Origin of the sequence: Psychrobacillus sp. FSL K6-2836 (assembly GCF_038003085.1) — a bacterium.
Lineage (GTDB): Bacteria > Bacillota > Bacilli > Bacillales_A > Planococcaceae > Psychrobacillus.
This window is the reverse complement of record NZ_JBBOOM010000001.1, coordinates 1,417,356-1,431,277: the sequence shown is the minus strand read 5'-3', so window position 1 is coordinate 1,431,277 and position 13,922 is coordinate 1,417,356. Positions and strand designations below refer to the sequence as shown.

Genomic DNA, 13,922 nt, shown 5'->3' with positions numbered 1-13,922 from the left:
TGCAAACAATGCAAATAGAGGTGATGAAAATGAGAGAAGAACAAAAGAACAATACTTCTCAGAAGAAGAATAATAACCCGAAAAAGCCGTGGTTTTGGCCACTAATTTATGCAGGTTTTTCGGTAGCTTTTGTAGGAATGATTTGGGGTTACAATGTGTATGTCAGTGATGATTCAGCAAAAGATTCAGAATGGACAGATGCAAGTAAAGATCCAGATTCAGTAACGATTGAAACAAATGCTCAAGCAGAATCGATGAAATACCCTTTTAAAGAGGCTCTGCATGATAGCATCAAAATCGTACAGCACTATTACGATATGGAAGCAGATGAAGCGACTCGTGAAAAGTCAATACTTGTATTCGATCATAGTTATGTGATGAATACAGGTGTATCTCTATCTATGAATAGTGAGCCATTTGAAGTAGTTGCAGCAATGAGTGGAAAAGTAGAGGAAGTCAATCTAGATCCATTTGTTGGAGATGAAATCGTCTTGTCACATGCTAATGGTATGGTAACCAAATATCGCTCTGTCACTGGTATTCTAGTAAAAGCTGGAGACGTTGTAGAACAAGGAGACTCGCTTGCTACAGCTGCTGAAAATGAATGGAACCCAACTGCGGGTATTCATTTACAGTTTGAAGTACTGCAAGATGATGTTTTAGTAAATCCAGAGACCTTACTAGCATTTTAATTCATAATAGCTAAGACGTATGCATAAATTGATGGAAAGTGTTCCTTTACTAACGAAAGGAAGAGTTAGTGCACGAAACGATTCGTCATAGATGCATACGTTTAGGTGAAATGGTCATTGAGACTAAAAAAACTGTTCGTGCTATCGCGAGCACAACCGGTCATTCCAAAAGCACTGTGCATAAGGATTTGACGGAAAGACTTCACTTAGTAGATCCGCAACTGGCAAAAGAAGTAAAAGAAATTTTAGCGTATCATAAATCGGTCAGGCATTTACGAGGTGGAGAAGCGACGAAAAGAAAGTGGAAAACGAAAAAAGAAGATAGAAGAGGTCGTGATTAGTAAGTGATCACGGCTTTTTCTTATATTTTAGCGATGCATAATCTCATTACCGCTGCAATTGTCTCATATACCTATATCCGCTTAAAATAAATACTTAGTCGCGCATCTAATAGTAGTTTAGACCCGAATTCCATGCCATTTTTTCACATATTTTATTGTTAAATAAAGTGTATTTCTAGTAAAACTATGATAAAATTTAAAGTTAGAGACGTATCGATTAATATACATAATGGTTTTAGCTGGGAAGGAGAAACATCAGTAATGTTTGCAAAGGATATAGGAATTGATTTAGGTACAGCAAATGTATTAATACATGTAAAAGGAAAAGGGATTGTTTTAAACGAACCCTCTGTCGTGGCTATAGATAGAAATACAAAAAAGGTACTTGCAGTTGGAGAAGAAGCTAGACAAATGGTCGGGAGAACTCCAGGGAATATAACAGCAATTCGACCACTTAAAGATGGTGTGATTGCTGATTTTGACGTGACAGAAGCTATGTTAAAGCATTTTATCAATAAGTTAAATGTAAAAGGATTCCTATCCAAGCCGCGCATTTTAATCTGCTGTCCTACAAATATTACTAGTGTAGAACAAAAAGCAATACGCGAAGCAGCTGAGAAGTCTGGTGGGAAGAAAGTCTATTTAGAAGAAGAGCCAAAAGTAGCCGCGATCGGTGCAGGAATGGATATTTTCCAACCGAGTGGTAACATGGTTGTTGATATTGGTGGAGGTACAACAGATGTTGCAGTACTTTCCATGGGGGATATCGTAACGAGTGAATCGATTAAAATTGCGGGAGATGTTTTTGACAATGACATTCTTCAGTATATAAAAAAAGAGTACAAGCTTCTCATAGGGGAACGTACTGCTGAAAATATTAAAATTTCGATAGGAACCGTTTTTCCAGATAGTCGTCATGAAGAGATGGACATTCGTGGACGTGATATGGTCTCAGGACTTCCTAGAACGATAACAATTAAATCTGAAGAAATAGAAAAAGCCTTGAAAGAATCAGTTACAGGTATTGTACAAGCTGCAAAAAATGTATTAGAAAAGACACCACCTGAGCTATCTGCAGATATTATTGATCGCGGAGTTATCATAACAGGAGGCGGAGCACTTTTACACGGTATGGACCATTTGTTGATGGAGGAGTTAAAAGTACCGGTATTTATAGCTGAAAACCCAATGGATTGTGTCGCAATAGGAACAGGGATTATGTTAGATAATATTGACAAAATATCAAGAAGATAAATGCGAATTTTCTGCGGAGCTAAAAGATATGCCCGTATACTAAGTTTGCATTAGACTGAAGTGGAGGCTTTCTTATGTTTCGCGGATTTAATACAGTTGCATCAGGAATGATTGCGCAACAGCGTAGAACAGAACTATTAACAAATAATATGGCCAATGCAAATACACCAGGATTCAAAGCAGATCAATCGACGATTCGCTCGTTTCCAGATATGCTTATGTCCAGACTTGGACCTACTCAAATTCCTACAAAGGATCCGATTAGTGGAAAATATGTTTCCGAAGTTGGCGCAATTAGTACGGGTGTGTACATGCAAGAAACAATGGCATTAATGACTCAAGGACAACTCGTGCAAACTGATTTAAACACAGACATAGCATTAGTTGATGGTTCACTACCAGTGGATGAAGAGACAGGTCAAACAGGAGCAGTATTTTATCGTTTGCAGCATCCTACTGAAGGGGAAGCATACACTCGAAATGCGAATTTCACGTTAGATGGAGCAGGATACTTAACGAACCCCCAAGGCCTGTATGTACTGGATTCAGAAGGGCAACCAATTCAGCTAGAGAATGATGATTTCCAAGTGGATTCAAGTGGACAGATCCTTGTAGACAATGCTGCAGTAACCCGAATTGGTGTATCCTTTTCTACGCAGCCTAATACGCTTATAAAGCAAGATAACGGTTTATTCCAAACAGTGGACGGTACTGACCTTCCATCTGCCTATAATATAGATAATGTAACGTTTTCGATGCAACAAGGGTATATTGAAGGTTCAAATGTAGACACTGCCAGAACAATGACAGATATGCTAACTGCGTATCGTGCATTTGAAGCAAACCAAAAAGTACTGCAAGCATACGATAGAAGTATGGACAAAGCTGTTAACGAAGTGGGCCGTGTGAATTGATAAAGCTATTACAATCTTTAACCATGAAAAGAGGTAGGCTTAAATGCTACGCACGATGATTACAGCGACAAATACAATGTCGCAACTACAAAGCCAAATAGACATTATTGGGAATAACCTTTCTAATACAGGTACTCATGGCTATAAAGCGAAGGATGCAAAATTCCAAGAATTATTATATCAACAATACAATAATGATAAATTAGATAGAGTAGAACGAGATTCACCTACAGGAATCCGCTATGGTGTTGGTGCAGCTCTTGCGCAGACGCAAATGAACTGGAAGCAAGGTAGTCTCCAATCTACAGACCGCGATTTAGATTTCGCTTTCCAAGAGCCGAAGCAATATTTTAATGTGCTTATGCCGGATGGGGTAGACGGGCAACAGACAGCCTATACGCGTCAAGGTGCCTTTTATGTTTCGCCAATGGAAAATGGAGAGCTTATGCTTGTGAACGGTGATGGTTATCCAGTAGCTAATGCAGGTGGACAAGCGATTACTATTCCAGATGGTGCTACGGGTTTCACTGTAAATGAAACAGGAACTCTAACAGCAACATATCCAGACGGTACTACTCAGCAACGTGAATTAGCAGTTTCTGTGTTACAAAAGCCGAATGCGATGGAGCATTTATCTGCAACATATATTGCGATGCCGGAAAACCTACAAGAATTAGGTTTAAATGCAGAAGATATTATGACAGATCTACAAGGTGCAGACCGCGAGGAAATAGCTATGGCGAATGGTATGTTAGAGTTGTCTAATGTGGATACATCTAAAGAGATAACGGATCTCATGACAGCGCAACGTTCTTATCAGTTCAATGCCCGTTCCATTACAATTGCGGACCAAATGCTGGGACTTATTAATGGCATTAGATAATTATTCGTGTAAGGAGTTGTGTTTATGACAGAAGAAAGTAAAATTTCTGGTAGACAACAGCGAAGATTAGAAAAAGAACAAGAAAAAGCCAATGAACAAGCAGCAACGACTGGAGCAACCAAATGGGTTCAGATCCGCATGTTTCCTATTTGGTTGCGTATACTACTCGTTATTCTATTCTTTGCTGGAGCAGCTATGGCAGGTCTAATGGTTGGTTATGGCGTATTAGGTGATGGTGAACCAAAGGACGCATTAAAATGGGATACATACCAGCATATGATTGATATTAAAGATGGCAAATAATCTTTTGGAGGATGATTCTATGTTAACAACAGAGCAAGTTCAAGCAATTTTACCTCATCGTTATCCCTTTCTTATGATAGATAAAATTCTAGAAGTTGAAGAAGGAAAGCGTGCGGTAGGCTTAAAAAATGTAACGATTAACGAAGAGTTCTTCAATGGTCATTTCCCAGGATATCCAGTAATGCCCGGAGTACTAATCGTAGAGGCTCTTGCTCAGATAGGGGCAGTAGCTGTTCTTCAAATTCCAGAGAATAAAGGAAGACTCGCATTCTTTACTGGGATTGATAATTGCCGATTTAAACGTCAAGTGAAGCCAGGTGACCAATTAAAACTAGAGGTTGAATTGACAAAACTACGTGGAACTATGGGAAAAGGTCACGGAATCGCAACAGTAGATGGAGAATTAGTGTGTGAGGCAGATATACTTTTTGCCCTTGGACCTGTAGTAGAGAAGTAATAATTTGCAATATAGAGTTATATCATATAAAATAAGTTGAATTATTTAGAAATATTTATGCGTTGCAATAATGTAGGAGGTTTTATGCTTCATGTATAATGAGTTGTCATCAGGAATTAAAAGCAGTATTACTAGATCTATAACAAAGGCTTTTGAAATATATATGACGAATATCAATTGGGATGAAGAACTTTTTACTATCGAAGACTTCGTGAAAAGTTGGCAATTATACATTGTTGAGTCTGCCACTTGGTTTGAGAAAGTACCTCAAGAGGTAAAAGAAAGTCCAGAGTTCCATGAAGAAATAGCACTAAAAATAAATGCATCTATTGAGAAAATTTTATCAGAGCCAGTTAATGAGGATTTGATTGCTTCCATTGAAATTATGCAAGAAAAATTAGATACTCACTTTAAATATGGCTGCAAAGCAGAGGCATTATACGTTGAATCGCTTCTAAAAGAAATGCAAAAACAGGCATAAATGCCATAGGATAGTTCCTTTTTTCTTGGATAACCTATCGTAAGTCACAAATTAGTGATGACGATATCTAAGAAAGGAGGAATTTTTTTATGTGGAAAAAAGCCGTTCCTGCTGTAGCTTTATGTTCTTTTTTATTAGTTGGGTGTAACAATGTAAACGATGATGCTATCCCTGACAACAATGAAACCCCAATGGAGGATGTGCGAGATGATATAAATACTCCATCGCCGAACACAAACAACGGTATGGATAACAATGGGAATGGAACATTAAACGATGGAACCATCAATGATGGAACCAACAATAACGGAACACTCGATAACGGAACAATGGATGGCGATAATGGTACAGGAAATGGAATGGGAACTGATAATGGTACAGGAAACGGAAATGTACCAAACGATGATAAATGGATAAAAGAACCAAGCACAGAGCACGATGATGATGAATTGATAAATGATAAAGACAATAATACTAAATAATTTGAATAAAAATTAAAAAAGATGCTGATTCCTAAAAAATTTAGGATCAGCATCTTTTTTCAGTTAAACAAATGGCAAGCGCAAGTAACTAAATCTTTCGTCCTAGATGATTTCTATAGAATATCCACCTTTCTTAATGGATAAATATTCCGTTTCCCAAATAAATGGCACTTGAAAGCAAGTAACCAACGACGTAGCGCAAGTACCGGATAGGATAGAGCAAGTAAATTTACCATGAGCGCAAGTAACCGACATGTTAACGCAAGTAACTAGTATTAAAGAAGAAAAACTTGCGATATCCTTCATGGAAGTAAACGGTATTTATAAACTTGGCAAAGTGGAAAAATTGATCTCAACCGATAGCAATGGCTGGTCTCAGTGATTTTACGTAACAAAAATCGCTGCAAATTCACAGGGATTCCAAGAATTCCGGTATAAACAAAAATTGCATTAGCAAAGCTAGTATTAGGTTTCCTACTATTGATCCTTCTTCAAGGCAGGTCTAGTTTTCATATCGTTTTCAAATTTAGAAAGTAAATCTTCGCCAGTTAAGCCTTCCTCGATTAGCTGCGCTAGCAAAGACTCTGCGTATTTTCTTCTTACTCGTTTCAATGTACCTCTAAGCAGCACGGAAAGGTGATTGCCAATTTGTTTAACAGAGTAGGTTACCACTTCAAAATGAGCAGGTTCGTTTTCTGGATAAGAAATAATAACTTTTACATCATATACTTCATTAGACATTTTTAATTCATTAAAATAATTTTCGTATTTTTGATCAGTAAATAGTTCTAATATCCAAGAACGGCTTGAATTTTCCTGATTGATAACAATGCCATCCTCAATTGTTATTGGCACTTCTTCATGGTCTGAAATAATACTGACTGAAATCATTTTGAATGTTTTCATACACAAATCCCCTTTGGAAAAGCATTAATTAGTTTCCATTATAGCATAGTGATTTAGGTGGAAAAAATAATAGTACAAACTACCAAAATAGCATTATTGAAAATTAGAAAGTTGATATAGAAAGAGTTTAAAGAAAGTCGGTTTCAGGAATTAAATTTTGTGCTTAAAAAATGCTTGAAAATTGAATTATAAGCTTTTGCCAACAATTTATACTGCCAGTATGATAGGGCTAATGCTAGTAAAGGAGGTGACAGATTGAACACTGTTTCGATAATCGGACGTATGACGAAATCTCCACAATTAAAGCATTTATCAGAAGGGAGGATGCAAACGAGTTTCATAGTCGCGGTAAATAAAAGCTATAAAAATGATGAAGCGAACTTTGTGCTATGCACGATTTGGGGAAAGCTCGCTGAAACGACCGTCAAGTATTGTGGTAAAGGGTCACTTGTAGGGATAACAGGTAGACTTAATACAAGGTCTTATGAGAAGGAAGCGGGAGCGAGAGTATTCGTTACAGAAATAGTTGTGGAGGACATCCGATTTTTAGCAACAAAGAAACGAGACGAGGAACAACCAGCACAAACAGTGCAACAGCCAAATAAAAATATTGAGAGTGATTTTGAATTTCCAGTAACACCACCAAACCAACTACCAGTTTAATGATTGATAAGGCCGCAATCCTATTCAATGATTATCAAAAGAGGGAAACCCTGACCAAAAAATATTTGGCCAGGGTTTTAATAAAATATTATTAAATAGACAGTGTGAGTAAGTCTTTTATGTCATTATCCGACATTTCAGTGATCCACTGACTAGAATGGATTAACTCCTCTGATAGCGCCTGTTTCTCAACTAGAAGCTTATCGATTTTTTCTTCAATTGTTCCAATTGTTATAAATTTATGGACATGAACAAAGTTTGTCTGTCCAATCCGGTAAGCACGATCAGTTGCTTGGTTTTCAACTGCAGGATTCCACCATCGATCGGCATGGAGCACATGACTTGCCGCAGTTAAGTTTAAGCCAGTTCCGCCAGCCTTAAGTGATAATAAGAATACAGGAAACTCTTTTGCTTGGAATGCTTCTACCAAATGATCACGTTGGTTTTTAGGCATACTACCAGTCAAAAATGGTGCATCAATTTCATATAGCTCTGTTAAACAATGCTGAAGTAAATGTCCCATCCCGATATACTGAGTAAAGATTAGACATTGCTCACCACGTGCTGCAATTTCTCCGGCAAGTGTCACAATTTGAGCTAGCTTCTCGGAACGCTCAAGCATATCCTCTGCATCATCAAAGGGCTCTTTTAAATAGAGTGCGGGGTGATTACAAAGTTGTTTCAGCTTGCTGAGCATTTTGAGAATGAGGCCCTTTTTCTCGAACCCAGTTAGTGTGTCGAGCTTGCTTACGGTTTCTTGTATAAGTGATTCATACAAAGCCGCCTGCTCTGTAGTAAGGGCACAATACTCTCGTTGCTCCAACTTTTCTGGTAAGTTAAGCTGAAGCTCTGGATCTTGTTTCGTTCTTCTTAATAGGAATGGTTGAATTTTCACTCGTAATTTATGTTTTGTTGCATCGGAATTATCTCGTTCAATAGGTGCTATATAATTTTCTTGGAACTTACCGAAAGAGCCTAAATATCCTTTATGGATAAAGTCAAAGATAGACCATAACTCCGATAATCTATTTTCTACAGGCGTACCAGTCAGCGCAATATGATGACCACCAGTTAACTTTCGAATAGCACGTGATTGTTTTGTATGCATATTTTTAATGTTCTGTGCCTCATCTAAAGTAGTACTGGTCCATACGATTTCAGAAAGTGAATCGATATCTTGCATAGCAGTTCCAAATGTAGTGAGAACAACATCACTCGTCATATCTATCTCTTTTGTTCGGGAAGATCCGTAATGTGTCTGTACTTTAAGTGAAGGAGCAAACTTGGCAATTTCTTTTTGCCAGTTTCCTAATACAGAAGTAGGACAAATAATGAGCGAAGGTGTCGGTTGCTCTGTATTTTCATGGACATGCAGTAAATAAGATATCAACTGTACCGTTTTTCCAAGACCCATATCATCCGCTAGGCAAGCCCCAAATTTTTCATTTCGCATAAAGACGAGCCATTCTAATCCTTGCTGCTGATAAGGGCGTAAAGTCGTCAACAGATTAGGAGAAATCTCTACGGAAGGGAAACCCTTTTTATCCGAGAGCTGTGTCATAAGAGTTTGCAAGGATTTTTGCATTTCAAATTCAAATAACGGATCAGCATCAGTTTCCTCTTCGTCGTCAAGTGCGAGTGCAAGCTCTTCGGGAATTTCGCGGAACAGTAGCTCTTTCACCGTCCAGTTCTCATCCTCTGATTTTCTTATAAGCTCTCGAACTTCATGCATCCAAGCGGAATCGATACGGAACCATTCATTGCCAGCCTGTATAAACGAACGATTTTCATTTACCATCTGTTGAAACACATCGGCTGAAATCTCTTGACCGTTCAAAGAAAAACTCCAATTAAATTGCAGTATTTCATTTAAACCTGCAGTAGTTTTATATGAATTGGCCGTCTTAGCGACAGTTTTAATACGCATTTTTGTGTCTTTTACCGCCTTCAGCCAAGCAGGAAGAACAATCTCAAATCCAAGTGCCTGTAGTTTCACTAAATCATCACGAAGAAACATCCGTACTTCTTCATCAGTTAATGTGGAAGAATAGAATGTTTCTGGATTTGTTTGATCGATGGAAGAAATAAGAGAAAATATTTTTGACTGTGTTTCTTCTATAAAATCACTAAATTCAACCCATTTATCAGGAAGTGCTTTACCTATGGGTAATGATTTCTTTCGGTATGCAGGTGTCCAGTAAACACTGCTTTTTTTCCCACGAACCACTGTCTCGAGCAACCATGTGTCTTCCATTGCTTCTGGTTCTGACAATCTAAGTGCAACTAATAAACTTGGATGAGTAGCCTGAGACTTGATCGGCCAGCCACCTCGTTTGAAAAATGGTATGAGTGGCTCTATATCCTCCATCGATAGCCCGGCTTGGAAAAGCTTTTGTTTAACAGCATTCCCAAGAAGTGCTTGCCCACTATCATCAATTGGTGCAGTAATTTTAAGTTCATTTCCTTCAACGTTTATAAAGTCCCATAAGTCAGGCGTTGCCCAAACTTTTGCTGTATCTTTGAATGTTTCTAACCATTTATTAGAATCTTCATTGACACCGTCAAACAATGTAAATGGATTCATTTTTCTAGAGAAAAGTTCAACTAACTCAACGGGAGAGGCGATAAGTGCATTATCTTCTATTTGAGCATTGAGACCGAAAAAGCTTTCTCGATGATTTAAATATAAGGATGGTACCCACTTTTCGGCAGGTATATTTATCGAAACTAAGCGAAACTGCCCGTTTTCCAAAGGGTGAATGTTTAAAGAAAATTCTTTCGTAATAGATAAAGGCTGAGTCATAATGGTAGGTTTCCTTTCTCTATTTCTTGTTGCAGTGCGCGAAGTCGGCGATACTTTTCGCGAACATTTTCCACGTATGCATTCCAGTAGTCAGTATCATTCGATTTTTTCGCAACTTGTTTCATTTTTTTCCAAATTCTAACGGCTTGTTTGTAGCTATAGCGATTTTTCTCTTGAATGAAACGCATTGCATAGTGATGATAAAGTGGAAGTAAAACATCTGGAGCCTCTTCTTTTATAACTGAAAGTCCACATGCTTCCGCATACTCTAATGAGGAATTTGCCGATTGATGGAGTGCCATCCAATCATAGTAACGCTTCTCCTTAATGAGTAAGTTCGAATAAGACTGTAATCCATACAGTCCAAAAGATTGGTATACTTTTTCTAACTCTGCAGGCTGCAACTGCACTGTTTCAAATAAAAGCTCTAATCTACGGATGAGTATAACACGTGATGGATTTAGTATTACCTCGTTTAAGTAATAAGAAACATGAGGCAGCAGCTTTCGAGCTAAGTTGGTACCTAATTCTTTTTTGCCAGTTTGAAGCGCCTTTTCACATACTTCTACCCACTCAAGTAACTGGTTTCCTTCCATTTTTTCCGCAGCTAACAATAGTTCATCGGTCATGGACAAGGTTAAGTAAAAGTATGGTAGCACCATATTTAAAGGCACATCATCTTCTACTGTGTCTAATGCCTCTAAATATTTTACTTCTTTCATTCTTTTATTTTTGTCTGTTACGAGCGCATCCCAAAAGGACAGATATACTTGCTTTCGATAGTGTACAAGGTTTTCCATATCAAAGTAAAAATGCTGAACTCGCACCATTATTTCATCGTAAAAGGGATCGGCTGCGAACATACGCGGCTTCGATGATAGTTGGTTTAAATGATCATTCAGCTCATCCAAGTATTCGTTTAAAAAATGTAGAACTCGATTTTGCATATTCGACTGGGCAAGAGGTTCGATATATGGCCATGACTTTATGAGTATAGAAAGTTCCACATACACATCAAAAATAGGCTGCCACTCGCGTTCAAATGGACGGGACTTTCGAATTTGAGATTTCAAATCATGAATAGCAAATTCAAGTAAATAAAAACTTGTAGGTGGATAATTGGCGATAAATTTACGGAAAAAGTTTTCGACAATAATATCCCAACTTCTAGGACTACGTTCATCTTTTAGCAAAGTCAGTTGGACCTGGTCTGCCTGTGAACGCCATTCAGAAATCCAAGTAGACAAGGAATCATTTTGTTGATACAAATAAAAAACAGCTGCCACAATATGTCTACACGGCTTATGTATAGGACAAGGGCAGTGAAAATTATCTTTGGTAATATGATAGTTCACTTCAATATTCGTCACATCGCGTATTGTAAAATCAACCCGATGCTCCTGAGGGTAATAATTCGTTATAGAAACAGCACCGTTACGCACAAAAAAAGCGGCACGACGGACAAGCTCCTCATCCTCTAACATAGCAGGATGTAGCTTTTTAGCAATCGTATCCATAGACTGGTGAATCTGTTTATTATAATGAGATGCAAGTTTTTGATAAGAAGTAAGGTTCAAACGGATCTCTCCTAAGAAAAAAGGCTTTCCTTCCATTATACGTTTAAAACCTGCTGATTAAAAGTCGAACCTAAAACAATTTGACTAAAAGGCGACGTAACAACAGAAAAAGCCTTTACTTATTGTGATGTAAGTAAAAGCTTTAATCTTTTTTTAATCGACTTAAAATGTATTTTCTTCGTTCTTTGTCACTTTCGGCAAAATTAACAATATCCATGGTGAAATCACGATATTCTTTCAAGTGAATGACTTCGTTGACAAACTCATCCTGAAAGGTTTCTATGTATCTTGCTTTACTTTCCCTAGCCTCTAGGATCGGATCTTCGCTTTTATAGCGCTTATCCTGGAACATATATAAAAATTGATCATCTGGAATTTTGTATTTTTCTTTTATTTTTGCTAATAACTCGAGGGAAATACCAAGATCGCCTTTTTCATATTTTGATAATGCGGAATGATCAATACCTAAAATTTTAGCAGCTTCCATTTGTGTGATGTCTAGTTTTTCACGATAAGCACGCAAATGCTCCCCAAATGTCATATTCATCCCTCCCATATACAATGCAAGGATAGCGAAATTAAAAGAGCAATGAATAAAAATCGCTAAATTGGAGATATCCATAAAAAACACAAGCATTTATAGTATAAGGAATATACATCCACTAACATTAATGAGAAATATAGGAATTAATATAATGTAAAAGGAAGTGATAGTTATAGAAAGAGTACAATTTAACATACCGTCCTTATTTGAGTTTCAGGATAATGATTCAAGTAGGAATGAGGAAGATATAAAGGTTATTGGTGTTAAGAAAAAGTATATTGAGTATTTTAGTGGATATCGTAGAAAAGAGATGACTCATATTGAACAGATTGTTGCAGAGGATTTCACTGTTTATGATTTACAACTCGATTGTAACGCTAACCTATTATCATTTTTTTTAGAACATAAAGGGGAGTATAACCAAACAAAAGTACTGGAAAAAGTATTTCAAACGTTTATCGTTGAATACAACCCGCACTCATTTGGTTTTTTCACCATAGCAAAAGGAAAGAATAGACCGAGATCTCTAGTAAAATAAAATCATATTTAAAAGCGGATACGGAGTGCATTCGCTTTTTTTTATTTATTCGATAGTTACTTTATCGAAAACAATTACCCACAGCATTAATCCCGTATAAAACATAGAGGAAAATACGAGTAAATGGTGCTCCACCGGAAGTATTTAGAATACCATAGCAAGTAAATCCTTCACGAATGCAAATAAATAAAGAAAGAGCGCAACTATCCAGTAGTTATGAGCGTGTAAATGATCCCAAGGAACAAAGCGTTAACGTTAAATATTTCCCATCTAGTAAGAATATTTAATGGCATTAACTACACGAAAATGAGAAAATGTGATAAACTAATAGTAATCAGAAAATTCTATTAAAGGAGAGGAGAATATGATACTAGTACAGTTAATGAAACCATTTTATACAAAGTATGAAGGGAATAGTATAAAGATGGTGTTTGCCTATCAGTATTTTTCCATAAGGAAAGATGATGAGCTGTTTCATTTTATACCAGTAGAGGGCAAAGAAATCATTTTAAATGCGCAGACATTACAGGTGGAAAATTTGTCGGAAGTATTTGTTTTTCAAAAAGGGAATAGATTTATTAGATTGCCACTCTATCAATTATTGCTTGTGTCAGATATTCATACACATTTACAAACAATTTTAGAAGAAGCAAACCAAGATACACAGGAAGTACCGATAGAAGGAACTGAAGAAGTCATCGAATTACTAGAACAACTAAACTTAGAGCGCATGTTTGACTTTGCTTTGACGACAAGAGATGAGTCATTATTCAACAAACTACAACAGTATAAAAAAAATTAACGGAGGACGTTACATTGTTTAAATTTATCAAATAGAAAACACCTAACGAATAGGAGCATTTCGATAGGTGTTTTTATATGCTTTCCAATTTAATAGGATGTAAAAAAGTAAAGAAACAAAACAAAACCACTTGATCCGAGTACTCCAAACAAAATGTCCCCCCAATTAAATCCAAACTTGTCGATTTTCATTTACAAAAACTCCTTTCCTGTCAATTTCCCGGGAAATAACTCGATTATTAAGTTTGTCTTAAAACTATTTTAAAAGTTACATTTATACTCT

At 37.0% G+C, this 13,922-nt stretch carries 16 protein-coding genes; 12 read left to right on the top strand and 4 right to left on the bottom strand.

All coding sequences use genetic code 11. The annotated features are described in order from the left end of the window. The first annotated feature begins 8 nt into the window (after positions 1-8). The 9 genes from MKY37_RS06530 (at position 9) to MKY37_RS06490 (ending at position 5,807) form a co-directional block, all read left to right on the top strand. On the top strand, positions 9-692 hold the full coding sequence (locus tag MKY37_RS06530; protein ID WP_340775093.1) for a M23 family metallopeptidase: 684 nt from the start codon (positions 9-11) through the stop codon (positions 690-692). A gap of 68 nt (positions 693-760) precedes the next feature. Then, the gene (locus MKY37_RS06525; protein ID WP_211893058.1) at positions 761-1,033 is read left to right on the top strand and encodes a sporulation transcriptional regulator SpoIIID; all 273 of its coding nucleotides are present in this window, start codon (positions 761-763) and stop codon (positions 1,031-1,033) included. A gap of 261 nt (positions 1,034-1,294) precedes the next feature. After that, positions 1,295-2,287, top strand: a complete 993-nt coding sequence (locus MKY37_RS06520; protein WP_340779853.1) for a rod shape-determining protein — start codon at positions 1,295-1,297, stop codon at positions 2,285-2,287. Positions 2,288-2,361: 74 nt separating this feature from the next. Further along, entirely contained in the window at positions 2,362-3,201 is an 840-nt protein-coding gene (locus MKY37_RS06515; protein WP_340775087.1) for a flagellar hook-basal body protein, read from the top strand. A gap of 43 nt (positions 3,202-3,244) precedes the next feature. After that, the gene (locus MKY37_RS06510) at positions 3,245-4,084 is read left to right on the top strand and encodes a flagellar hook-basal body protein (protein ID WP_340775086.1); all 840 of its coding nucleotides are present in this window, start codon (positions 3,245-3,247) and stop codon (positions 4,082-4,084) included. Between the two features lie 24 nt (positions 4,085-4,108). Continuing rightward, positions 4,109-4,387, top strand: a complete 279-nt coding sequence (locus MKY37_RS06505; protein ID WP_340775084.1) for a DNA-directed RNA polymerase subunit beta — start codon at positions 4,109-4,111, stop codon at positions 4,385-4,387. 19 nt (positions 4,388-4,406) lie between these two features. Next, positions 4,407-4,844: a 3-hydroxyacyl-ACP dehydratase FabZ gene (fabZ, locus tag MKY37_RS06500; RefSeq protein WP_340775082.1), complete on the top strand. Its 438-nt coding sequence runs from the start codon at positions 4,407-4,409 to the stop codon at positions 4,842-4,844. Between the two features lie 91 nt (positions 4,845-4,935). Next, positions 4,936-5,325, top strand: a complete 390-nt coding sequence (locus MKY37_RS06495; protein WP_340775079.1) for a hypothetical protein — start codon at positions 4,936-4,938, stop codon at positions 5,323-5,325. A gap of 89 nt (positions 5,326-5,414) precedes the next feature. Next, positions 5,415-5,807, top strand: a complete 393-nt coding sequence (locus MKY37_RS06490) for a hypothetical protein (RefSeq protein WP_340775077.1) — start codon at positions 5,415-5,417, stop codon at positions 5,805-5,807. Positions 5,808-6,284: 477 nt separating this feature from the next. Here the strand turns inward: MKY37_RS06490 and MKY37_RS06485 are convergent, their stop codons facing one another. Beyond that, entirely contained in the window at positions 6,285-6,713 is a 429-nt protein-coding gene (locus MKY37_RS06485) for a YwpF family protein (RefSeq protein ID WP_340775076.1), read from the bottom strand. A 255-nt stretch (positions 6,714-6,968) separates the two neighbouring features. Between MKY37_RS06485 and MKY37_RS06480 the strand changes: the two genes are divergently transcribed. After that, entirely contained in the window at positions 6,969-7,376 is a 408-nt protein-coding gene (locus MKY37_RS06480) for a single-stranded DNA-binding protein (protein WP_340775073.1), read from the top strand. Positions 7,377-7,467: 91 nt separating this feature from the next. Here the strand turns inward: MKY37_RS06480 and MKY37_RS06475 are convergent, their stop codons facing one another. The 3 genes from MKY37_RS06475 to MKY37_RS06465 form a co-directional block, all read right to left on the bottom strand. Next, complete coding sequence (locus tag MKY37_RS06475; RefSeq protein WP_340775071.1) at positions 7,468-10,179, bottom strand: DEAD/DEAH box helicase; 2,712 nt, start codon at positions 10,177-10,179, stop codon at positions 7,468-7,470. After that, complete coding sequence (locus MKY37_RS06470) at positions 10,176-11,756, bottom strand: hypothetical protein (RefSeq protein ID WP_340775069.1); 1,581 nt, start codon at positions 11,754-11,756, stop codon at positions 10,176-10,178. Before MKY37_RS06470 ends, MKY37_RS06475 begins: the two co-directional genes overlap by 4 nt. 142 nt (positions 11,757-11,898) lie before the next feature. Continuing rightward, positions 11,899-12,297, bottom strand: a complete 399-nt coding sequence (locus MKY37_RS06465; protein ID WP_340775067.1) for a helix-turn-helix domain-containing protein — start codon at positions 12,295-12,297, stop codon at positions 11,899-11,901. Positions 12,298-12,463: 166 nt separating this feature from the next. On the opposite strand from MKY37_RS06465, the gene MKY37_RS06460 reads away from it, so the two are divergent. Then, a complete protein-coding gene (locus MKY37_RS06460; protein ID WP_340775065.1) occupies positions 12,464-12,838 on the top strand; it encodes a hypothetical protein in 375 nt (124 codons plus the stop codon). A 364-nt stretch (positions 12,839-13,202) separates the two neighbouring features. Continuing rightward, positions 13,203-13,640, top strand: a complete 438-nt coding sequence (locus MKY37_RS06455; RefSeq protein WP_340775062.1) for a transcriptional regulator — start codon at positions 13,203-13,205, stop codon at positions 13,638-13,640. Positions 13,641-13,922: the final 282 nt, after the last annotated feature.

What these genes read in the sequence shown, in the direction of transcription:
- MKY37_RS06475 (WP_340775071.1), bottom strand. Translation starts at nt 10,179, where the DNA reads ATGACTCAGCCTTTATCTATTACGAAAGAATTTTCTTTAAACATTCAC.
- MKY37_RS06465 (WP_340775067.1), bottom strand. Translation starts at nt 12,297, where the DNA reads ATGACATTTGGGGAGCATTTGCGTGCTTATCGTGAAAAACTAGACATC.
- MKY37_RS06495 (WP_340775079.1), top strand. Translation starts at nt 4,936, where the DNA reads ATGTATAATGAGTTGTCATCAGGAATTAAAAGCAGTATTACTAGATCT.
- MKY37_RS06510 (WP_340775086.1), top strand. Translation starts at nt 3,245, where the DNA reads ATGCTACGCACGATGATTACAGCGACAAATACAATGTCGCAACTACAA.
- MKY37_RS06455 (WP_340775062.1), top strand. Translation starts at nt 13,203, where the DNA reads ATGATACTAGTACAGTTAATGAAACCATTTTATACAAAGTATGAAGGG.
- MKY37_RS06520 (WP_340779853.1), top strand. Translation starts at nt 1,295, where the DNA reads ATGTTTGCAAAGGATATAGGAATTGATTTAGGTACAGCAAATGTATTA.
- MKY37_RS06490 (WP_340775077.1), top strand. Translation starts at nt 5,415, where the DNA reads ATGTGGAAAAAAGCCGTTCCTGCTGTAGCTTTATGTTCTTTTTTATTA.
- MKY37_RS06530 (WP_340775093.1), top strand. Translation starts at nt 9, where the DNA reads ATGCAAATAGAGGTGATGAAAATGAGAGAAGAACAAAAGAACAATACT.
- MKY37_RS06515 (WP_340775087.1), top strand. Translation starts at nt 2,362, where the DNA reads ATGTTTCGCGGATTTAATACAGTTGCATCAGGAATGATTGCGCAACAG.
- MKY37_RS06485 (WP_340775076.1), bottom strand. Translation starts at nt 6,713, where the DNA reads ATGAAAACATTCAAAATGATTTCAGTCAGTATTATTTCAGACCATGAA.
- fabZ (WP_340775082.1), top strand. Translation starts at nt 4,407, where the DNA reads ATGTTAACAACAGAGCAAGTTCAAGCAATTTTACCTCATCGTTATCCC.
- MKY37_RS06505 (WP_340775084.1), top strand. Translation starts at nt 4,109, where the DNA reads ATGACAGAAGAAAGTAAAATTTCTGGTAGACAACAGCGAAGATTAGAA.